At 69.9% G+C, this 20712-nt stretch carries 21 protein-coding genes; 8 read left to right on the top strand and 13 right to left on the bottom strand.

Going from position 1 to position 20712, the window contains the following annotated elements; translation table 11 throughout:
• The first annotated feature begins 36 nt into the window (after positions 1 to 36).
• Positions 37 to 567, top strand: coding sequence for a hypothetical protein (locus tag J5226_RS17435; protein ID WP_215835697.1), 531 nt, complete (start codon positions 37 to 39; stop codon positions 565 to 567).
• Positions 568 to 619: 52 nt separating this feature from the next.
• Here J5226_RS17435 and J5226_RS17440 read toward each other — a convergent pair whose 3' ends face one another.
• Together J5226_RS17440 and J5226_RS17445 are read right to left on the bottom strand one after the other, a co-directional pair.
• The gene (locus tag J5226_RS17440; protein ID WP_215835698.1) at positions 620 to 862 is read right to left on the bottom strand and encodes a hypothetical protein; all 243 of its coding nucleotides are present in this window, start codon (positions 860 to 862) and stop codon (positions 620 to 622) included.
• On the bottom strand, positions 859 to 1953 hold the full coding sequence (locus tag J5226_RS17445) for an MBL fold metallo-hydrolase (RefSeq protein WP_255322830.1): 1095 nt from the start codon (positions 1951 to 1953) through the stop codon (positions 859 to 861). The genes J5226_RS17440 and J5226_RS17445 overlap by 4 nt, the downstream gene beginning before the upstream one ends.
• A gap of 152 nt (positions 1954 to 2105) precedes the next feature.
• On the opposite strand from J5226_RS17445, the gene J5226_RS17450 reads away from it, so the two are divergent.
• The gene (locus J5226_RS17450) at positions 2106 to 2723 is read left to right on the top strand and encodes a TetR/AcrR family transcriptional regulator (RefSeq protein ID WP_215835699.1); all 618 of its coding nucleotides are present in this window, start codon (positions 2106 to 2108) and stop codon (positions 2721 to 2723) included.
• A gap of 15 nt (positions 2724 to 2738) precedes the next feature.
• Here the strand turns inward: J5226_RS17450 and J5226_RS17455 are convergent, their stop codons facing one another.
• Positions 2739 to 3377 carry a hypothetical protein gene (locus tag J5226_RS17455; protein WP_215835700.1) on the bottom strand — a complete coding sequence of 213 codons (639 nt, stop codon included), beginning with the start codon at positions 3375 to 3377 and terminating at the stop codon, positions 2739 to 2741.
• 267 nt (positions 3378 to 3644) lie between these two features.
• On the opposite strand from J5226_RS17455, the gene J5226_RS17460 reads away from it, so the two are divergent.
• Together J5226_RS17460 and idi are read left to right on the top strand one after the other, a co-directional pair.
• Entirely contained in the window at positions 3645 to 4721 is a 1077-nt protein-coding gene (locus J5226_RS17460; protein WP_215835701.1) for a zinc-binding dehydrogenase, read from the top strand.
• Between the two features lie 117 nt (positions 4722 to 4838).
• The gene (gene idi / locus J5226_RS17465) at positions 4839 to 5396 is read left to right on the top strand and encodes an isopentenyl-diphosphate Delta-isomerase (RefSeq protein WP_215835702.1); all 558 of its coding nucleotides are present in this window, start codon (positions 4839 to 4841) and stop codon (positions 5394 to 5396) included.
• Between the two features lie 103 nt (positions 5397 to 5499).
• Here the strand turns inward: idi and J5226_RS17470 are convergent, their stop codons facing one another.
• A complete protein-coding gene (locus J5226_RS17470) occupies positions 5500 to 6444 on the bottom strand; it encodes a LysR family transcriptional regulator (RefSeq protein WP_255322831.1) in 945 nt (314 codons plus the stop codon).
• Here J5226_RS17470 and J5226_RS17475 point away from each other — a divergent pair.
• Positions 6443 to 6940 (top strand): lipocalin-like domain-containing protein, encoded by a 498-nt coding sequence (locus tag J5226_RS17475; RefSeq protein WP_215835703.1) that lies wholly within the window; start codon positions 6443 to 6445, stop codon positions 6938 to 6940. The genes J5226_RS17470 and J5226_RS17475 overlap by 2 nt on opposite strands.
• Before the next feature lie 22 nt (positions 6941 to 6962).
• Here J5226_RS17475 and J5226_RS17480 read toward each other — a convergent pair whose 3' ends face one another.
• The 3 genes from J5226_RS17480 to J5226_RS17490 all read right to left on the bottom strand — a co-directional run bounded on the left by J5226_RS17480 (position 6963) and on the right by J5226_RS17490 (position 10973).
• Positions 6963 to 7472 carry a BON domain-containing protein gene (locus tag J5226_RS17480; RefSeq protein ID WP_215835704.1) on the bottom strand — a complete coding sequence of 170 codons (510 nt, stop codon included), beginning with the start codon at positions 7470 to 7472 and terminating at the stop codon, positions 6963 to 6965.
• A 353-nt stretch (positions 7473 to 7825) separates the two neighbouring features.
• Positions 7826 to 10693, bottom strand: coding sequence for a type 2 lanthipeptide synthetase LanM family protein (locus tag J5226_RS17485; protein ID WP_215835705.1), 2868 nt, complete (start codon positions 10691 to 10693; stop codon positions 7826 to 7828).
• Positions 10694 to 10787: 94 nt separating this feature from the next.
• A complete protein-coding gene (locus J5226_RS17490) occupies positions 10788 to 10973 on the bottom strand; it encodes a DUF6229 family protein (protein WP_215835706.1) in 186 nt (61 codons plus the stop codon).
• Positions 10974 to 11606: 633 nt separating this feature from the next.
• On the opposite strand from J5226_RS17490, the gene J5226_RS17495 reads away from it, so the two are divergent.
• Positions 11607 to 12383 carry a thioesterase family protein gene (locus tag J5226_RS17495; RefSeq protein ID WP_215835707.1) on the top strand — a complete coding sequence of 259 codons (777 nt, stop codon included), beginning with the start codon at positions 11607 to 11609 and terminating at the stop codon, positions 12381 to 12383.
• Between the two features lie 100 nt (positions 12384 to 12483).
• Here the strand turns inward: J5226_RS17495 and J5226_RS17500 are convergent, their stop codons facing one another.
• Positions 12484 to 12696, bottom strand: a complete 213-nt coding sequence (locus tag J5226_RS17500) for a DUF6289 family protein (RefSeq protein ID WP_215835708.1) — start codon at positions 12694 to 12696, stop codon at positions 12484 to 12486.
• 350 nt (positions 12697 to 13046) lie between these two features.
• Between J5226_RS17500 and J5226_RS17505 the strand changes: the two genes are divergently transcribed.
• Positions 13047 to 13406: an NIPSNAP family protein gene (locus J5226_RS17505; RefSeq protein WP_215835709.1), complete on the top strand. Its 360-nt coding sequence runs from the start codon at positions 13047 to 13049 to the stop codon at positions 13404 to 13406.
• 153 nt (positions 13407 to 13559) lie between these two features.
• Here the strand turns inward: J5226_RS17505 and J5226_RS17510 are convergent, their stop codons facing one another.
• The 5 genes from J5226_RS17510 to J5226_RS17530 form a co-directional block, all read right to left on the bottom strand.
• Positions 13560 to 14519, bottom strand: a complete 960-nt coding sequence (locus J5226_RS17510; protein WP_255322832.1) for an XVIPCD domain-containing protein — start codon at positions 14517 to 14519, stop codon at positions 13560 to 13562.
• A gap of 15 nt (positions 14520 to 14534) precedes the next feature.
• Complete coding sequence (locus tag J5226_RS17515) at positions 14535 to 14849, bottom strand: DUF6393 family protein (protein WP_255322833.1); 315 nt, start codon at positions 14847 to 14849, stop codon at positions 14535 to 14537.
• A 285-nt stretch (positions 14850 to 15134) separates the two neighbouring features.
• Positions 15135 to 16106, bottom strand: coding sequence for an MBL fold metallo-hydrolase (locus J5226_RS17520; protein WP_215835710.1), 972 nt, complete (start codon positions 16104 to 16106; stop codon positions 15135 to 15137).
• Positions 16107 to 16281: 175 nt separating this feature from the next.
• Positions 16282 to 17394: an alpha/beta hydrolase-fold protein gene (locus tag J5226_RS17525; protein WP_255322834.1), complete on the bottom strand. Its 1113-nt coding sequence runs from the start codon at positions 17392 to 17394 to the stop codon at positions 16282 to 16284.
• Complete coding sequence (locus J5226_RS17530) at positions 17394 to 19523, bottom strand: TonB-dependent siderophore receptor (protein ID WP_255322835.1); 2130 nt, start codon at positions 19521 to 19523, stop codon at positions 17394 to 17396. Before J5226_RS17530 ends, J5226_RS17525 begins: the two co-directional genes overlap by 1 nt.
• A gap of 603 nt (positions 19524 to 20126) precedes the next feature.
• On the opposite strand from J5226_RS17530, the gene J5226_RS17535 reads away from it, so the two are divergent.
• Positions 20127 to 20573 carry a PA2169 family four-helix-bundle protein gene (locus tag J5226_RS17535; RefSeq protein WP_215835712.1) on the top strand — a complete coding sequence of 149 codons (447 nt, stop codon included), beginning with the start codon at positions 20127 to 20129 and terminating at the stop codon, positions 20571 to 20573.
• The last annotated feature ends 139 nt before the right edge of the window (positions 20574 to 20712 follow it).

Here is a 20712-nt window from a genome sequence, read left to right on the forward strand (position 1 = left end):
GGTATAAAACCCCAATCCCCCTCGCGCGTCGCTCCCATGCAAGTCGTCTTCATCCACGGCCCCGCCGCCTCCGGCAAGCACACCATCGGCACCCGAGTCGCGCAGACGCTCGGCATCCCGCTGTTCCACAACCATCTGGCGGTGGACGCCGCGCTGGCCCTGTTCGATTTCGGTAGCCCCGGCTTCCGCGCCGTGCGCGCGGCGATCTGGCGCGCGGCCTTCGCCGAAGCGGCCGCGGCCGGGCGCTCGTTCGTGTTCACCTTCCATCCCGAGGCCTCGGTCGATCCGGCGCTGATCGAGGAGTTGGCGGCGTCGGTGCGCGCGCGCGGCGGCGAAGTGGCCTTCGTCGAACTGCTGTGTTCGCCCGAAGCCATCGCCGAGCGGCTCGACCAGCCCAGCCGCCATCGCTTCAACAAGCTCACCGACCGCGCCGTGTACGAAGCCATCGAACGCGCCGGCGGTTTCGCGTTCCCGCCGCTGCCGGCGTTGCTGCGGGTGGACACGCAGGCGCATACGCCGGAGGAATCCGCGGCGCTGATCGCCGCCGCGGTGCGCGAAGCGCGCTGATCGAAATCGCCGCGCCGCGAGCCGGACGAAGGCTCGCGGCGGGCTTGCCGTCTTAGCGAACCGTCCGCGGCACGTCGTTGGACGCATCCACGACCGCCGCCACCGCATAACCGCTGCGCGCGATCGCCTCCACCGTTTCGGCCACGGTCAGCCAGTTTTCGACGCGCACGATCCGCGCGTCGCGTTCGGGGTCGATCTCGAAATTGATCCGGCTGCCCAGATCCGCGCGCAGCACCGCGGCGGTGATTCCGCGCATGGCTTCGGCGTCTATCGCATCGTGCAATCGCAGTCTCATCGTTCGTTCGCCAAGTGGGCCGCGTGCGCGGATTCGGGGAAACCGAGCTCGCGCCACCACGGCGCGGTCGGCTGCGGGTCGTTCAAGTCGACGCGTTCGCCCATGCGCGGCGTGGTCAGGGCCACGCCCTGCCCGGCCGCCAGCGCGGACACGCGCTCGAACGGTTCGGTCCAGGCATGCATCGCCAGATCGAAGGTGCCGTTGTGGATCGGCAGCAGCCAGCGGCCGCGCAGATCGCGGTGCGCGCGCACCGTTTGTTCGGGCTGCATGTGCACGTGCGGCCAGTTCTCGTTGTAGGCGCCGGTTTCCATCAAGGTCACGTCGAACGGCCCGTAGCGGTGGCCGATCTGGCGGAAACCGTCGAAGTAGCCGGTGTCGCCGCTGAAGAATAGCCGCAGCGACGGCCCGTCGTCGGGTTCGTCGAGGATCGTCCACGACGCCCACAGCGTGGCGTCGCCGTCGAACAGGCCGCGCCCGGAGAAATGCTGCGCGGGCGTGGCGATGAAGCGCACACCGTCGATTTGCGTGCCCTGCCACCAATCGAACTGGCGCACCTTGGCCGGGGCAACGCCCCAGCCGATCAGGCGGTCGCCGACGCCGAGCGGAGTCAGGAACACGTCGGCGGTCTTGGCCAGCGCCAGCACGGTGGCGTAATCGAGATGGTCGAAATGGTCGTGCGAGAGGATCACCCCGCGCAGCGGCGGCAGGTCGGCCAGCGCGATCGGCGGCGCGTGGAAGCGCTTGGGCCCGAGCCATTGCACCGGCGAGGCGCGTTCGGCGAACACCGGGTCGGTGATCCACCAGCCGCCGCGCAGCTTGATCAGCACGGTCGAGTGGCCGAGGCGGAACAGGCTGCGGTCCGGCGCCTGCGCCAGCTGTTGCGGGGTCAACGCCAGCACCGGCGGGACCGCGGCCGGCACGGCGTCGGCCGGCTTGTTCCACAGGGCGTCGGCGATGATCCGCAGCAGCTTGCGCAGGCCGGTGGCCGGGCGCGGGTCCGGGTTGCGGAAACGGCCGTCGGCGAACTGCGGCGAGGCGGCGCGGTCGGGGGAAAGGCGGGTCTTGGCGAGGGACAGCAGGCAGGCGCTCACGGCGGGGGCTCCGGGTAACAGGCTGAAACGGCGAAGACGCGGGGGCTAAGCGGGACAAGCGAGGCGGGTCCGAGCGGCCTGCCTGAATAGTTACACTGCTCAGTGTAGTGTACTTTTTGAAAAAGTAAACCCATCGGTGTAACCTGCCGGCCATGAGCACTCCCGCCCCCGCCCGCCTGACCGACCGCAAGCGCGCCGCCATCCTCGAGGCCGCCGCCGCCGAGTTCCGCCAGGCCGGCTACGAGGCCACCAGCATGGACCGCATCGCGGCCAGCGCCGGGGTCTCCAAGCGCACCGTCTACAACCACTTCCCGAGCAAGGAAGTGCTGTTCGCGCAGATCCTCCAGCAGTTGTGGGAACGCAGCCGCGAGTCGCCGGAACTGGCCTACCGCGGCGACCGGCCGCTGCGCCCGCAATTGCTCGAACTGGTGCAGCAGAAGCTGCAACTGCTGCACGACGAGACCTTCATCGATCTGGTGCGCGTGGCCGTCGCCGCGATCATCCCCTCGCCCGAGCGCGCGCAGGAGATGTTCAAGCGCGTCGGCGACAAGGAAGAAGGCCTGACCGTGTGGATCCGAGAGGCCGCCGCGGACGGCCGCCTGAACACCGACGACCCGACCTTCGCCTCGTCGCTGCTGCAAGGCATGATCAAGGGCTTCGCGTTCTGGCCGCAGATCACCCTCGGCCAGCCGATGCTCGACGCCGGGCAGCGCGAGCGGGTGGCGAACACCACCACCGACATGTTCCTCGCCCACTTCGAGCGGATTTGAACGCCGGCCGCCCGCTCATGAGCGCCGCGACAGACCGATCTTGAGATCCTCGCGGATGTAGATCTCGACATAGCCCGGCAACCAGCCCTCGTGCGACATGCGCACGAACGGCGCGAGCAGCCGGCTGTCTTGTTCGGGCGTCAGGAACACCACCGACCACAGGTTGAGCGGGCGCGCCTCGTCGCCGCCGACGCCGTGGATCACGTGGAAGATCGGCTGGCTCGCGCCGGCCGTGAGCGTCGCGCCGTCCGGCCCGGGATACTCGGACGCGCCGATGAAGGTCACTTTCTGCTGCGCGTGATCGACCCGCGTCTGCTCGAGGATCAATTCGTGCCGCTCCGGCTGCAGCCACAGGCGCTGCCGCGATTTGCGCACGAAGCGCTCGACCCGGTCTCGCTCGCCGCGGTCGTCCCACACCGCCGCGCTGCCGGGCTCCACCACGTAAGGAATGTACAGATCGGGCCGCCGCGCCTTGCGCGTTTCCATCTCCCACAACTGAGTTCGGGTCAGTTGCAGCGGACGTTCCAGCTCGTAGCGTTCGGCCAGAATCCGGTTCACATCGACCGGCGGGATCTCGAAGCGGGTGTGGCCGGGGGCGTTCCACGCCTGCGCGAAAACGGGTTCGTGGTCTACGTTGGGGTACTCGATGGTCATGACGTCGCTCCTGAAGGAAAGTCGTTGCGTCGCCTCGTTCATCCGGGAAAACAGCGGCGGCGCGTAGGTGCAACGTAAAACCTCAAGCATGGGTGAGGTCAATGCGTTCGCGGGCGAACGGACAGTTCCAGAGCGGCAACGCCGAATGAGCGCAGGGAAAAGTGATGGCAATCGTCATGCCGTGCGGCCATGGAAAACCGCCGCGTGCGGCGCGACCATAGCGGCCCGCGCCGGCCTCGCTGCGCCGGCACCACAGGAAATCATTCGATGAAAGCGTGGCAACTCGAACGGCTCGGCGGCGCATTGACTCTGCAAGAACGCCCGATTCCCGAACCCGGCCCGGGCGCGGTCGTGGTGCGCATGCAAGCCTCGTCGCTGATGTCGTACATGCAAGACTACGTCGCCGGCGACTTGCCGAATTACCGCGTTCCCGACAGCGCCTTCGTGCCCGGCGGCAACGGCACCGGGGTGATCCACGCGGTCGGCGAAGGCGTGTGGCATCTGCATCCGGGACAACGCGTGGTGACGTCCTCGCACTTCGTCGCCAACGAGAACGTGCGCGAGCCGGCGCAGGTCCTGCTCGGCATCACCGCGCTCGCGCCGCCGGCCGAACGGGTGCAAGCGCATTGGCCCGACGGCACCTTGTGCGATTACGCCTTGCTGCCGGCGAGCGTGGCGACGCCGGCGGAAGGGCTCGACGCTGTCGATCCGGTGCGGCTCGCGGTGACCACCCGCTTCGTCGTGCCTTACGGCGGCCTGCTGCGCGGGCGCCTGGCGGCCGGCGAAACCGTGGTCGTTTCCGGCGCGACCGGCGCCTACGGCAGCGCGGCGGTCTTGCTCGCGCTGGCGATGGGCGCGGGACGCGTCGTCGCGGTCGGCCGCAACCGGCAGGCGCTGGACGCCTTGGTCGCGGCGGCCGGCGAACGCGTCGTCGCGGTGAGCGTCGCCGGCGATGCCCAAGCCGACGCGCAAGCGATCCGCGACGCGGCCGGCGGCGGCGCGCAGCTCGCCTTCGACATGGTCGGCGGCGCCCACGATCCCAACCTGACCTTGGCCGCGCTGCGCAGCCTCTCGCGCGGCGGCCGGCTGGTGCTGATGGGCAGCATGCGCGTGCCGCTGCCGATTCCTTACGCCGAGATGATGCTCAACGACTGGGAACTGCTCGGCCAGTTCATGTACCCGCGCGACGCGTACCGGCGCGTGCTCGATCTGGTCCGCGCCGGCCTGCTCGATTTGAACTCGATCCGCGCGCGGACCTACGCCTTGCCGGAACTACCCGCGGCGATGGCGGCCGCGGCGAGCGCGGGCAATCTGGACTGCGTCGTCATGACCCACGGCGCTTGAGCGCGTCCGCGCGTTCGATCCCCTGCCCTGTTCCGCCCGCGGCTTGCGTTGAACACTGTGAGCGCCGGCCGCGCACGCGGCCCGGCTTCACCGATCCGGCCGCAAGGAGCCGCCGCAATGGCGCAGGCGTTGGCGCTGCAAGAAGACCTGTTGATCCTGGTCGACGCCGACGACCGGCCGATCGGCGCGGCCGGCAAGCGCGAGGTCCATCTCAACGGCTGGCTGCACCGCGCGTTCTCGATCTTCGTGTTCGACGCGGCCGGGCGCGTGCTGCTGCAGCGGCGCGCCGACGGCAAATACCACTCGGCCGGCTTGTGGAGCAACGCCTGCTGCGGCCACCCGCGCGCGGGCGAGGAGCTGCTCGCCGCCGCGCACCGGCGCCTGCGCGAGGAAATGGGCTTCGATTGCCCGCTGCGCCGCGCTTTCAGCTTCGTCTATCGCGAGGCGGTGTCCGCCGCGATGATCGAACACGAGCTCGATCATGTTCTGCTGGGCCGCTTCGATGGCTGTCCCGCGCCCGATCCGGACGAAGCGTCCGACTGGCGCTGGGTCGATGCCGCGAGCCTATTTGCGTGGCTCGCACGCGAGCCCGACAGCTTGACGGTGTGGCTCAGGCGGATCCTGACGATGCTCGGCGAAGAGCGCTTGCGTCGTCTCGCTCACGGCGCTCGCTGAGCGATCGCTGTCGCCGCACAGCGCGGCCGCGGGCGCCGACTCCGCGAATCGCAACCCACGATTTCGGCCGCCCGAGCGTCGGCAGCGCGCCGCCCAACCTCGCTCAGCGAAACGCCAGCGTCAGCACCCGCAAGGCCTCGCGCGAGCGGCGGTCGTTGAGCGCGCTGTAAAGCATCACGTCCTGCGCGGGAATCTTCGGCAGCGACAGCGCGGCGGCCGCGTCGATCGCGCCGGCCGGCGCCGCCCGCGCGGGCAACGCGGCGACCGCCATGCCGCCCGCCGCCGCGGCGCCGAGAATGGCCGCGCCCTTGCCGATGAACACTTCCTCCCAAGCGATGCCGGCGCGGTCGAGCGCGCGCACCGCGGCGGCGCGGACGCGGCAGGGATCGCCTTGCGTCGCCAGCGGCAACGGCTGGCCCGCGGGCGGCCGCCACCCCGGCGCGGCGAACCAGGAAAAGGTTTCGGCGAACGCGGCCTTGCCTTGCTTGCGCTTTTCCGGCGGCCGCAGCACCAGCGCCGCGTCGAGCTCGCCGCGCTCGTACGCCTGCATCAACTCGCCGGTCGCGCCCACGCGCATTTCGATCCGCAAGCCGGCGTCGAGATCGCGGATGCGCCGCAGCAGCGACGGCAGTTCGCTGCCGACCAACAGATGATTGATGCCCAGCACCAACCGGCGCGGCTGGGTGCGGAACGCCGACAAGGCCAAATCATGGCTGGCGACCAGCGCCCGCGCCGCGTCCAGGAACACCGCCCCCTCGACCGACAACCGTACCTGCCGCGGCGTGCGCTCCAGCAAACGATGCCCGAGCTGCTCTTCGAGCCGGCGCAACTTGAGGCTGACGGCCGCTTGGCTGATGCCCAGCGCCTCGCCCGCGCGGGTGAAGCTCTGCAACTGCGCGGCGAGCACGAAGGCCTTCACCGCGCCGATGTCCAAGGCCGCGGCCCCAGGATTCGATTCGCTAATCATAGATATAAAGCTAGATTCGTTTTTCTTATTTGTCGAGAAGGCTAGCCTTGCGCTACCTCCCCTTGGCACAGGATTGCGCATGAACCGCCTGATCGTTACCGCATTCGCGACGCTCGCCGGACTCGCGGCGAGCGACATCTCCGCGCAAGAGGCCACCGCCTCGCCATTGCAAGGCGCCTGGACCTTGGTCGCCGCCGACAAGATCCTTCCCGGCGGCGAGCGCGCGCGCGACTACGGCGAGCATCCCAAGGGACGATTGCTGATCGACGCGCGCGGACGCTACACCTTGCAGATCTTCAAGTCCGAGCGGCCGCGCTTCGCCTCCGCCGACAAGGCCGCGGGCAGCGCCGAGGAGTTCAAGGCCGCGACCCTGGGCGGCAGCACCCACTACGGAACGCTGAAGGTCGACCGCGCGGGCAAGCGTCTGGTGTTCGCCATCGAAGGCGCGTCGTTCCCCAACTGGGAAGGCACCGTGCAGGAGCGCGCTTACGAACTCGTCGGCGACGAACTGTCCTACCGCGTGCCGGCGCGGCCCGACGGCAGCGTGCCGGTGTCGGTGTGGCGCCGGATCGATTGAGCGGCGCGCTCGAACGACGCGCTCAGTCCGAACGCAGCGCTTCGCTCATGCGCCGGAACAGCCGCGGCGCAGGCGGCGTTGCGCGGACCACGTCGCGCGCGTCCACGCCGGCGACGCCCGGCAGCGAGCCGGCCGCGCGCACGATGCGCGCGAGCGTGCGCGGGGACGCATGGCCGTGCAGCACCACCCGGCCGCGCTCGACATCGGTGCGGATCGCGTCCTGGAAACGCAGCAAATGACCGAGCCTGGAACGCACGCGGTCGCGCAGCATCTCGTCGTCGGCGAAGTCGCCGTCGCGCGGCTGCGCGCGGGTCCGGGCGAGCAGACCCTTGGCGCGGTCGGCGAAGCGTTTCGCGCGGCCGTCGAAGTGCGCGCGCGCGCCGTGCCCGAGCTTGCGGACCGCCGCGCCGCCGCGGTCGCGCGCCAGTGCGCGGCGCTGCCGGCCGAGCTTGGGATCGTTCCAGTACATCGCCGCCGCGCCCGCGGCGGCGGCCGCGAGCGCGGCGAGAAGGGTTTTCATCGCTGCGTTCATGAGGGTCTCCTCGACGGCGCCGAAAGCGGCCGTAAACAGCCGCAAACGGCCGTCAGCGGCGCGGTTGTTCGCCCCGCTCGATAAGCGCCGAACCGCGGCCCGGCGCGTTCGCGATCCGCGCCGTCCTGCGCAAGGATTCGCCGGGACATAGTGCGTCGCGACGCGGTTGCGCCGGCGTCAAGGTTTCGCAAAGACCCAGTGAGCGACGCCGTTCCCCGCGCGCCGCGTCGCGCTGACGTCGTCGCCAGCCGCTTGCGACGCTCGACGACGCCGGCCGCCTGGGTACGGCTCTACCCGAATCGGAACTTCCGCATGATTTTCCGCAGGCTCGTTCGATCCGGCGTAAACGCCGCCTACGACACCGCCAGCGCCGCCGCATCGGTCTCCGACGCGGCGCGCGGCGAGGATCGCCGCCGGCATTCCAGCAACAACGGCGACGCCAGATCGCAGTCGGGATGCATGCGGATCAAGCCGTGCACCGCGCCGGCCAAGCCGGTCATCAATCCCGGCGTGAACGCCTTGCGGGTGACGCCGCCGACGATGCCGTGCTCCTCGATGCCCGAAACCACCTCGGCGGTGGCCGCTTCGCGGTCGTTGGGAGAATGCTGCGGATCGAGCGCGGCGGCGCGCAGCAGCAGTTCCCACTGCGAGAAATCGCCGTGGCACAGCGTGTGGGTGAGGCCCCACTGCCCGCGCGTCAGCGCCGCCGCGCGGCGCAGGTCGCGCAGCGCGGCCGCATCGCCGCTGCGCGCGTACAGATCGGCCGCGGCCAAGCCGATGCCGACGCCGCCGTTGCACCAAGTCGGGAAGTTCACCGAATCGACCATGCGCGCATCGCGCCAGTTGCCGCTGGCCGGATCGAACAGCGAATCCTGGAACGCGAACGCGGCATCGGCCAACGCGCTCCAGCGACGCCGTTCGTCCTCGCTGCCGGCTTGGGTCCGCGCCAGACGCGCCAGCGCCCAGCCCATGCCGTAACCGCCGTGGCCGAAGCCGCCGATAGGCTCGGGGAATGCCGGCGACAGCCAGTACGCGCCGCGCTCGTCGCGCTGAGCGGTGGTTTCGAGCCGCCGCGCCGCGTCCGCGGCCAGCGCCAGCCAGCGCGGTTCGCCGCTGGCGCGGGCCAGTTCCAGCAGCGGCACGATCGCGCCGGCGCTGCCGCCGGTGATGTCGAGGAAGGGCTCTTCGGCGAAACCGATGCGTTCGAGCTGCTCCGCGCACGCGCGGGCGTCGTCGAGCAACTCGGGCCGGCCGAGCAGATCGTGCAGCGTCAGCCACGCCCAGATCCGGCTGCCGTCGCCGTTGAAGCCACCGACCACGGCCGAGGCTTCGACCCGGGTCTGCCGGCGCATCGCCAACAAGGCGCCTTCCAAGGCCGCGTCCACGCCGTCGACCGCGTCGGCGCGTCCGTGCCCGACTTCGTTCCGGTAACCGGCCAGCGACACCGCCACGCCGCCGAGTCCGAAGTACGCATCGGCGCCGAGCGGCTGCACATGCCAGCCGTCGCCGCCGAAGCTCTCCGGCGAAATCCAGGTGACCGAGCCGTCGGCGGCGCGCACCGACAGCCGCAACAGCCGCGCCATGGTGTCGGCGGCGAGCGCGCGCCGGCGCGCATCGAGCCGTTCGCTGTGGGGACGACGGGCGAAGTGCGAGCGGCTGTCGCGTTCGCTCGGCCCGTCGGTCTCGCTGTTGAGCTGGGTGACCACCAGCGAACTGCGCACGATCATTTCCTCCAGCTCGATCCGCATCTCGCGCCAATCGGCCAGGGTGTCGCCGATGCGCTGCGCGCTGAGCGGTTCGACGAACGCGGGAATGTCGCCGTAGCGCAGGTCGTCGATTTCCGCGGCGATCTGCTCGGGCGGGGGCGCCACCGCCGACGGGCTGCGCGAGAACAGCGCGCGCGCGCGCTCGATCGCCTTGTCTTCCTCGTGCAGCGAAGCCGGATGCCACAGCATGCGCCCGACTTCGACATAGACCTGCGTCGGCCGGCGCACGTCGCGCGCCCGGCAGCCCTCGAATTCCGCCAGCAGCGGCGTCAGCGTCCCGGCCGCGTCGAGTCCGCGCAGATGCCGCGAAGCGTCGAGGAACCCGTCGCTGATCTGGTCCCAGTAGCGCGACACCTCGGGCTTGGCGCTGGGATGGTTCTGCGAGGCCGACAGCTCGGCTTCCATCATCTTCACCCGCGCGTCGGTGGTGCCGTCGTCGACGATGACCGGCACCTGCAACTGCGGCTGCTCGCCCGGCAGCGAACCGGCCGCGGACAGATCCGCGCGGCCGAAGCCCAGCACCGGCGAGCGGAACGGCACGATGCCGGTGCGCAGCACCGAGTTTTGGATCCACTGCTGGGCCTGATCGTAAGCCGGGCCGTACCGCGACGGCGCGGCCGGGCGGATCGGCGCGAACAGACTTTCGACGTCGACCACATACGGCACCGGGCCGCAGGCGACCAGATTTTCCAGATGGATGTCGGTGCCGCCGAGCAGGCGCAACACCGCCAGCCAATGGCCGAGACGGCGGTAGAAATCGCGCAGTTCCGCGTCGTTTTCGCAGTAGCGATGGTCGACGAACGCGGCCCAGCCGTAATCGCCGCGGTCCAGCACGGGCGGCACGCGGATGCGTTCGGCCTCGCCGAACAGCTTCGCCAAGAACCCGTCGAGCACCGCGTCGATGCGCAGCGAACGCGGCTTATACATCAGCTTTCCGCCCTCGAACGCGAGCCGGGCGACGGTTTGCCCGCCGTCGTGCAGATCGCCCTCGCCCAAGCCGATGCCGAGCAAACGGCCGAGCGAGCGGCCGGACCACTGCGACAATCGCGCGCGGTCCGCGGCGAGGCGGGCGACGAGGGAGTGGATCGCGGCGCTTTGCTGCTCCAGCGAACGCGTCAGGCGCGCGAGCAGCGGCGGATAGCGGCGATCCAGGTGCGCGGCGAACGCGTCGCCGCAAGCCGTGGCGACAAAATGGGCGAAGCGCTGCGCGTCGTCGTCGCCTTCGAGTTCGCCGCTGTGCTTGGCGGCGTGCAGTTCCAGCAACAGCACGCGGTTGAGCTTGAGCCGCGCGTTGGCGTACAGCGCTTGCGCGACGGTGGCGCGGATCAGTGCGGCTTCGTCGGCGTCCCAGCCGTGTCCGGCGGCGGCCAGCCGCGCGGCGAAGGCGTCGTTGGCGGCGGCGATGCGGCGATCGATGATCGGGCCGAAGCCCTCGTCCATGCGGCTTGCGGTCATCCGTAGCGATCTCGGTGCGGGTTTTGGAACAGCGACGGCGATCGCGGCGGCCGACGCGCCCGCGAAGGGTCGCGCCGCCCGCCGCGGGGCCGCATCAGATGCAGCAGACGCAACGGCCGCTAGGGCACGTGGATACCGAGGTCGAATGGGTGATGGGCGCCCTCATCGCGTCTTCGACGGCGTTTTCCCCTTCCAGGAACAGCGGCCCGGCCGGATTGTCGAAACCCGAGATGGTGTCGGCGCCGGTGAGCCAGCCCTTGATCAGATCGTTGTCTTGCATTGCAATTCCTCCCTGAGTACTGGATGTCGCCCGGCGATCGGCCGTCCTTTGCTTCGAAATCGCGGCGAACCGGGCATCGATTGCATAGCGTGTGGTCGTCGGCCGCGGACGGATCCGCAACGGCGATGCATCGCCGGACGAGCCACCGCCGCACTCTAGGCAAGCGGTCGAGGGGCTGTCAAATCGCGCGCGCCGGCCGGCGAAAACACGGTGTTTGCGCGCCGATGTTTGGTTCGCGGGCTTTATTCCCTGCGTTTTCCCGGTTCATTCTCGTTCGTTCCCGTGCGGATCGAGGCGCCCGACGCGGCCTCGCCGCCGCGTTCGCGCGACACGAGGTTCCGCATCCGGCGACGGCGTATCGGCCGCGCGGCGCCGTTGCGCGTCGGCCGTTTCGATGCAGATGGGCGGCGCATCGCCTTCGATGCGACGGGCGATGATGTGCCACGCGGCAAGGTTCCTCGTGCCTGCGGCGCACGCGCCGCATCGGCGCGAATCCGAATTCCGCCATCTGTGCCGGGCCGCATGGCCGGCGCGGCGCCGGCGGCGATATGCTGGCCCCACCGGCCGCGCCGCGCTCGCGCATCGAGCGCCCTCGCCCGCCGCGCGCCCACGAACCGCTTGGAGCTCCGCCCGATGCCATCGTTCGCCGAACTGATCGAAGGATTCGACCCGGCCGCCGAAATTCTGCCGCCGGCGCATTGGTTCCAGGGCCGCACCGTCTACGGCGGGCTGACCGCGGCGCTGGCGCTGCAGGCGGCGATCCGCGCAGCGCCCGCCGGCGCGCCGCCGTTGCGCGCCGCGCAGGTCGCCTTCGTCGGCCCGGCGTCCGGCGCGCTGCGGTTCCAGCCGCGGGTGTTGCGCGAAGGCAAATCCTCGCTGTCGGTGGACGTCGAGGCCAGCAGCGACGGCGAACCCGCACTGCGCGCGCTGTTCGTGTTCGCCGCGGCGCGCGCCAGCCGCATCGCCCACGATTTCTCGCAACGCCCGCCAGCGCCGCCCGCCGCCGACTGTCCGCGCCTGCCGACGCACGAACTGGCGCCGCGCTTTCTCGGCAACTTCGATGTGCGCATGGCCGGCGGCTCGGCGCCGGCGTCGGGCGCGGCGAATCCGGAATTCATCGCCTGGGTGCGCCACCTGGACGACAACGGCGTCGCGCCGGCGGTCGCCCTGGTCGCCCTCGCCGACGCGCTGCCGCCCGCGGCCTTGGCCAGCTTCACCGAAATGGCGCCGGTCAGCTCGATCGCGTGGAGCTTCGAGTTGTTCGATCCGCCCGCCGGCCGCGGCTGGTTCCTGCTGCGCTCTTTCAGCCAGCACGCCGCGCACGGGTATTCGGTGCAGGACATGGAGATCTGGGACGAATCGGGGCGGCGCGTGCTGGCGGGCCGGCAATCGGTGGCGCTGTACCAATGACGCCGCGCCGCGGCAGCGACGCGGCGAGTTCCGCGCCGAAAACAAAGCAGCCGCCCGGAACGTCCGGGCGGCTGCGTCGGTGGCGATGCGAATGCGCGGCTTACATGACGCAGCCGGCGACCACCTTGTACTTCTTGGTCACATCGCCGTAGCCCGGGTCGCCGCAGCTGGCGGGCTGGCGCACGCCGACCACGTCGCCGGCGTCGTTGTAGTAGATGGTCGAGCAGAAGCAACCCTGCGATTGAGTGGCGGCGCCGGTGCTGGCGGATGCGGCCAGCAGGACGCCCAACGCGATCAGCTTGATGCGGTGCATCGAACTCTCCTTCGACATGTGCGCGGCGCTAATGCCGCCGGCGCACGATACAACGCGGCCATCGCAGCGCATGAAACATCGCCGCGCACGAAAATGTCACGAGCTTGCGATAGCGCGCAGCGCGGCGAAGATGAACTGTGAGCGGGATCGTAATTGCGCCGACGCGGCGGAGATCGCCGAGGCGGGCGCATGCGTTCGCGATCCGCGCCGTCCGGCCGCCGAGGGCACCGCGCACGCGGCCCTGGGATGGACGGCGGGTCGGGCCGCCGGCCGATCGCGGCGTATAGTTCCTCCGCCGAACGCCGGGCCGCGCTTGCCCGCCGCGCATCCTCGCCCCACGAGAACCGCTCATGACCGACCGCGCCGCCCGACTCGTCGAAGTCCGCACTTACAAGCTCAAACCCGGCCATGGCGAGCGTTTCGTCGCGGCAATGGCGGCCGCGCTGCCGATGGTGCGCGCCAGCGGCATGGACGTGGTCGCGTTCGGCCGCAGCGATCACGAGCACGAGAGCTTCCACCTGATCCGCGCCTACGCCGACCGCGACGAATTGACCGCGCAGCAGGACGCGTTCTACGGCTCCGACGCGTGGAAGCTCGGGCCGCGGCAAGCCTTGATCGATTGCCTGGACGACTACCTCAACACGCTGTTGTGGCTGACGCCGGACAGCATCGAAGACCTGCGTTCCCGCAACGGCCTCAAACGGATCTAGCCCGCTTTGCCGCGCTCGCCGGCCAAACGCGCCCCGCTCAGCCGCCCGAGGCGCGCGCCATCGCGTCTTCGTGCGGCGATAAAAAAAAATGGCGCCGGAGCATGAAGCTCCGACGCCATTCTTCGTCACGCGCCTCGCGGCGCCTGCGCACGATCAACTCAGCTTGAGCGCTCCATGGCTGGGCGCGCTTTGCCCGCCCTGGCCGCCTTGCGTCATCGTCTGCTGCTGTTCTTGCTGCGGCTGACGCTGTTCCTGCTGTTGCTGCTGGCCCAAGGCCTCGAGCTTGTGCAGATTGTCCGCCAGCGGCTGCTTCGCCGCTTCGGTCTTATCGACCGGAGCGTATTTGATGTCGCCTTCGTTGCCCGGGTTCTTCCACACCGCGAACACGTTGTTGTTGGTCTGGCTCGGCGCCACGTCCTGGATCTCCGGCAGCTTGGCCTGCCGCGCTTGCACCGCCAGCGCCCCGGCGATGCGCTCCTTGTCCTGCTGGTTGTCGTACACGCCCGCGTCCGGGCCGAGCTTGTCCAAGCCGGCGAGCGCCTGCTGGAACATCGGGTCGCCGCGCAACTGGCCTTCGCGCTGCGGATCGGGCTTGGCGTCGCTGGTGCTGAAGGTGCGGCCGGAATTGCCCAGGCCCGGCTCGCTCGGCTTGATCGATTCGTCCAGCGCGCGGCCCGAGGCCGGCGCCCAATGGCCGAAGAAACCGTCCTGGCTGGGCTCCTTGAGCTTGGCGTCGCGCAGCACGCTGTCGGCCAGGGTGTTGGAGTTCTGCACCTGCGGGTCGTAGGGATATTTGTCGCTCTTGCTCTGCGCGTCGGCGACCATCTTGTCCCAGGTCTTGGACAGGTCCGCGCCGGTGGCGATCTCCTCGCGGTACTGCTTCTGGCCCTTGGCGTTGAGGTTGTCGGGATGGTCGGGATTGGTGCTGTCGTAGGGCAGATTGCTCTCCACGTGCATCCGCCCGTACGGCAAGCCCGGCTTTTCCTCGCCGGTCCAACCGCTGATGGTGTGCTGCTCGCCGTTCTTGTCGGTGTAGAGCAGGAACTTGTGGTGGTAGTCCTTGCCCGCCACCGAGCCGATGTTGCGGTAGCCGACTTCGATTTTCTCGTCCATGCGCGGCCCGCTCCCTTACTGATTCTTGAGGTGGACGGCGGCGACCTTGGCGAGCTTGCCGGCGGCGTCGAAGGAGAAGGTCATCACCACCGAACGCGCGTCGGGGTCGAGCATGGCCTGGCCCTTGTTGTCGCGCACGATCAGCGTGGCGGCCTGCTCCTCGACGATCTTGGAACTGGCCGAGCCCGCGAACAGCCCCGACACCGCGGCCTTATCGGTGCCCAGCGGAATGTGCTTGAGCACGATCTCGCTCACGTCGAGCTGTTCGAAGCGAACCGGCTTTCGAGACGAATAGATTTCTTCCAGCATCTGCGCAACTCCTGTTTTCATAGTTTCATCCCGGGTCGACCCCTTAGTTTGCCCGCCCGCCGTCGCGCACGACGAGAGCGGCGACGCGAACGCGACGACGACGGCGCAGGCCGTCGCGACGGCGCGCAAGCGCGTCTTGAATGGCGTCTTCGATCCGATCCCTGACATTTCGATCTCCTGCCGCGGTGGCGGCCGATGGGCGAACGCCGCCGCGCGAGGCGGCGGACGCAGCGCACAGTGTGGCCGCTGCGCAGCGCCCGGTGTGTGCGGGCGATGCGCGGCGCGGCCGCGCGTTCAGCCGCCGTCTCAGCGGTCGGGCACCCACGCGAAGTTCTCGCCTTCGGCCTGGATCCGGCCCAGGCCCGGGAACGGGAAGTGCACGGCGTACACGTGCAGGTTCTCGGCGGCGGCGCGCTTGAGCAAGGCACGGCGGCTGGCCTGGGCCTTGGGCGCGTCGCCGTCGTACTGGATGGTCCAGTCCGGGCGCTGCACCGAGACGATGTAGTGATGCGCCGAATCGCCGATATACAGCAAGCGCTCGTCGCCCGAAGCGATCTGGTACGCGCTGTGGCCCGGAGTGTGGCCGTCGACCGCGACCGCGGCGACCACGCCCGGCACGAGTTCGGCGTTGGGCTGGAAGGTCTGCACCTTCGGCGCGATCGCGGCAACCAGCTTGGCGGCGCCGGCATCGGCCTTGAGCGACGCCCATTCGGCTTCGCTCAGATGCACGGTCGCGTTCGGAAACGCCAGCGCGCCCTCGTGGGTCAGCAAGCCGCCGACGTGATCGGGATGGCCGTGGGAAATGAAGATGTCGGTGACCTGCCCCGGCTCGGTGCCGGCGGCGCGCAGCGAGGCCGGCAGGCGGCCGGCGCGGGCGAAGGACGCGTCGGCCGCGCCGGTGTCGAACAGCAGCGTGCGCTCGCCCGCGCGCACCAGCAGCGGCTGGATGCTCAGGTGCAGCACGTCGGTGGGCTGGCCGGCGGCGCTCAGCAGCGCGGCGACATCGGCCGGCGGATGGCCGACGCCGAAGGTCTTGCCGTCGTTGGGCGCGTCGATGTCGCCGTCCTTGAGCGCGAAGGCTTCGAGCTGGCCGATGCGGAACGCGAACACATCGGCGTTCTGCACCGGCTTGGCGTCGGCGGGCTTGGCCTCGGCCGGCGCCGCGGCGGGCGCGGCGGCGGCGGGTTGTTCGGCGGCGGGCTGCGGACGCGAACAGGCCGACACGGCCGCGCCGGCGAGCACGGCGGCGATCAACACGGAAAGCGAATGACGGGGCATGGGGGAGGTTCCGGTAAGAAGGCCGATGCGCGGCCGAAAGGCAGGCGCGGACAGCCGGCCTGCGAACCGGGCGAGCTTATGCCCGCGGCCTTGCGGCAACAAGCGCCCGCGCGCCGTCACCGCGGCGCATGCTGCGTTCCATTCGCGGCGCTTCGACGACCAAACCGATGCGTTTTCAGCGTTCCGGCGCCGCCTCGCAGGGCGGGGCCGCCTCGTCGGCCATCGTTTGCGCGGCGGCCAGCAGCGAGGCGCGCAGCATCGGACCGTGGCCGAGTCCGGGGAATTCGCGATAACACACGCTCAAGCCGGGCATGGCCCGCAAGCGCTCGGCGAGCCGGCGCGCGGCATCGGCCGGCACCACGCCGATCCGCGCCCGATGCGCGGCCGCGCGCGGATCGGCGGCCTCGCGCGCCCCTTCGCGCGGCGCGCGTTCGCGCTCGCCTTGGGCGATGGTCACGCTCGCCGGACGCGCCAGTTGGCGCGCGAGAAAACGCCGCTCGGGCTCGCCGAGGATCGCGCCGCGATCCCACCACAGCGACGGGCTCGCGGGGAACCAGCGAGCGAACGCATCGCCACGGGTGTAGAGCAGATTCAGCACGAACAGCCCGCCGAGCGAATGTCCCCACAGCGCCTCGCGCGAGCGGTCGATGCGCGCGCGGCGGCGCGCCTCGGGCTGGATTGTCCCGATCAGCGCCTCGCCGAACCTCGCCGCGCCACCGCCGCGAACGCCCTGCCCCAACCCGTCGTCGACCGCGCTGGGCGTGTAATCGCCGGTGCGTTGCGCGCCGTCGATGCGCAGATCGTTGTCGTAACCGACGAACACCAGCACCGGCGGCCGGCCTTGCGCCAATGTCGCCAGCGCCGCCGCGTCGAATTCCATCAACGCGGCGTTGCCGTCGAGCATGTACAAGGCCGCGAATCCGCCGCGCGGAGCGCGCTGGCGCGGGATGCCCAGATTGACCCGCCACTGCCGCAGTCCATCGTCGGAAGCGACCACGAAGCGCTCGAATCGATAGTCCGGCGAAGGCGCATCGGCGACGGTGACGCCGATGCGTTGGTTCGGATCCGGCTGCGCGACCGCGGGCGCGCACCACCCCATCCCCACGAACGCCACGGCCACCCCCTGTAGGAGCGGCGCAAGCCGCGACGCGGCCCTCGCAACGAACGAGGACCCACCTGCAACCGACACGCCCATCCGCCGCGAAACGAAGCGTCCGGCGCGATCTTCGCCTCCGGGGTCGCGGCTTACGCCGCTCCTACAGGGGGAGACCAAAGCCGCTTGGCTCATCACCAGCTCAGCCGCACGCTCGCGACTACGGTGCGACCGGTGCCGTAGTAACACGAGGCGACGCTGCCGCAGGTGGAGATGTAGGTCTTGTCGCCGAGGTTGCCGACGTTGAGCGAGAACTGCGTCGCCGGGCCGTTGCCGGTGTCCACGCGATAGCGGATCGCCGCGTCGAACACGGTGTAGGACGGAATCCGGTAGAGGTTGGCGCTGTCGCCGTAGCTCTCGCCGTTGTAGCGCACGCCCGCCGCCAAGCCGAGGCCTTCCAGCGCGCCTTGGTGGAAGGTGTAGTCCAGCCACGCGGTCGCGGTCCACTCCGGCACCTGCGCCAATTGCTTGCCGCGCAGTTCCGGCGCGCCGCGGGTCACTTCCGAATCCATGCGCGAGGCCGCGCCGATCACGCTGAAGCCTTCCAGCGGCGTCACGCGCGCTTCCAGTTCCAGGCCGCGCACGCGGCCTTCGCCGCTTTGCGCCTGACAACGCAGCGCGCCGCTGGCGCCGCAGTTGACGTGGGTCGGGTCGGGATCGTCGACGAGGATGTTCTCTTGGCGCAGGTCGTAGGCCGACAGCGTGATCAGTCCGTCGAAGCTCGACGGCTGGAACTTCACCCCGCCCTCCCACTGCTTGCCGGTGATCGGATCGAACGGCGTGCGCGCGTAGCTCTGATTGATGTCGGTGGTCGCCGGCTGGAACGATTCGGCGTAGCTCAGGTACGGCGACCAGCCGCCGGGCGCCGCGTACAGCACGCCGGCGCGGCCGGTGAAAGCGTCGTTCTTCAGGCGCGTGCGCACCCACGGCGTGACCGCGCCGGTGGCGACCGTGCGGGTCGCGGTGGAGGTGTCGTCGTCGGTGCGGTCGTAGCGCCCGCCGAGCAGCACGCGCCAGTTGCCGAACGCGAGCTGGTCCTGCAGATAGACGCCGGTTTGCTCATTGGTGCCGCGCGACAGGCCGACCGAGCGCACCACCGGGGTGTAGCCGGTGTAAACCGGGTGGAAGATGTCGATCGGCGCCGGATTGCTCATCGCGCCGCGGCCGCCGACCCAGTCCGCCTTCTGCCAGTCCACGCCGAACAGCAACGTGTGCGCGACCGCGCCGGTGACGAACTGGCCCTGGAGGCGGGTGTCGATGGTGTCGCCGTCGGAATCGCCGTCGCCGTAGGTGGCGCGGCGGTTTTGGGTGCGGCCGTCGGCGCTCAGCGCGCCCAGCGTGATGACGCCGCGATACAGCGAATCCACGTGCGTGCGCCGCGCGCTCTGGCTCAGCGTCCAGTTCTCGTTGAAGCCGTGTTCCAGCAGCCAGCCCGCGGTCCAGATCGTGCGGTCGTAGGTGTTCCAGCTCGGCTCGCCGATGAAGGTGGTGTTCTTCATCCGACCGTAGCGGGTCGGCCGCAAGGTGCCGTCCATCGGCAGGAACTGATAGGTCGAGCCGCCGTCGTCCTTTTGATACAGGCCGAGCAAGGTCAGGCGCGTGCGTTCGGCGATCTGCCAGGTGTAGCTCGGCGCCAGGAACCAGTGCTTCTGTTCGGTGCGCTCGATCTGGGTGTCGCCGTCGCGGTACAGGCCGACCAGACGCACCAGGTGCGCGTCGTCGCCGCTGCCGGCGCCGACGTCGAACGCGGCGCTGTACTGGCCGTGGCCGTCCAGGCCGAGTTGCAGCACCTGCTGCTGGTCCGGCGTCGGCGTCTTGCTGACCTGATTGACCATGCCGCCGGGCGCGACCTGCCCGTACATCACCGCCGACGGCCCCTTGAGCACTTCGACCCGCTCCAGATTCCAGGTGTCGAACATGGTGCGGTTCCACTGCCCGCCCTGCGGCGCGCGCAGGCCGTCGAGGGTGACGTTGTTGCTCCAACTGCCGGCGTCGTAGCCGCGGATGCGGAAATCGTCGACGCGGTTGTCGATGCCGCTGCTTTCCAGCGACACGCCGGCGACGTAGCGCATGGCGTCGTTGAGGTTCTGCACGCCGCGCGCGTCGAGTTCCTCGCGCGCGATCACCGCGATCGACTGCGGAGTCTGGGCGATCGGCGCGTCGGTCTTGGTCGCGCCCTGGGAATGGGTGGTGGTGCGGTAGGCGTTGACCCGGACGGTGTCCAAGGTCTGCGCGTCGCCTGCGTCCGCGGGTTCGGCCGCCAACGCCGCGCACGGCAGCGCCAGGACGAAAGCGAGGGAAAGGGAAAGCGGTGAGCGCGCGAAAGCGCGCAGAGATCCTTCTGCGTACACGAGAGTCGGCCCAGTGGAAACGATTGGCTGACTGCAGGCGCAGCGGCTGATGCGGGGCATCTTAGCAAATGAGAACGGATCGCAATAGAGCCCGCATCGGGCCGCGCGCTCAAGGCGACGCGGCGGCACCCGTCCGCCAAGCCGATCGGAGCGTGCGGCTCCCGTGTCGATGGCGCTGAGCGTCGGTCTTCTGCGGTAAAGCGTCCGCTTCCAGCCCGAGCGGCCGCTCGACGGTCTTATGCGCGGCCGGCGCGAACACTGCCAGCCCCGTCGCCGTCGATGCGCGACGACGCAAACTCATGCAAACGCCGCCGAAACCGTTTTGAGCAGCGACGCGACCGTGACGATGTCGACGCGCAGTCAAGGCAACGTTAGCGAGCGGTGACGCTCGCGCGATACGCGCGCCTAAGGCGTCACCCGCGGGTCACGGCTGTTTAATGGCGGCCCGCCGCATAGTGGTGCGCAAGCGGTGCAACGCGCATCGCGATGCTTCCAAGCCCGCAGGAGACGACGCACATGACCGACAAGAAGACCGAACACAGCCTCAACGATCTGATCCAGATCGCCCGCGACGGCGAGCATTTCTACGCCGAGGCGGCGAAGAAGGTCGGCGACACCGAACTGGCCGGCGCGTTCTTGCGCATGTCCACCGCCAAGGGCGCGATCGTCGAGCAGCTCAGCGCCGAAGTCGCCGCCGGCGGCGGCAAGCCGGCGTCCGGGGGCACCTTCGTCGGCTCGATGCAGGAGGTCTACGGCCGCGTGCGCGCCACGCTGGGCGACACCCGCTATGGCTACGTGGCCGAACTGGAAGAGTCCGAGGACCGGCTGCTGAAGGCGTTCAACGACGTCCACGACGATCCCAACGTCGCGCCGTCGGCGCGGGCCGCGGTCGAGCGGCTGTTGCCGCAGGTCCGCCAGAGCCATCGCGAGATGAGCCAGCGCAAGCACGCTTTGAAGCATTGAGCGCGGGCCATCGCCGCAACGAAAACGCCGGCCATGCGCCGGCGTTTTCGTGCGGCCGGGGTTTTCCGGCCTCGGGTCCGCTGCGTTCTTCGGCATCGCCGATCCGCAACGCGTCGCAAGGCGAGCCGGATCGAACGCC

The sequence above is a fragment of the Lysobacter sp. K5869 genome, assembly GCF_018847975.1.
GTDB lineage: Bacteria > Pseudomonadota > Gammaproteobacteria > Xanthomonadales > Xanthomonadaceae > Lysobacter.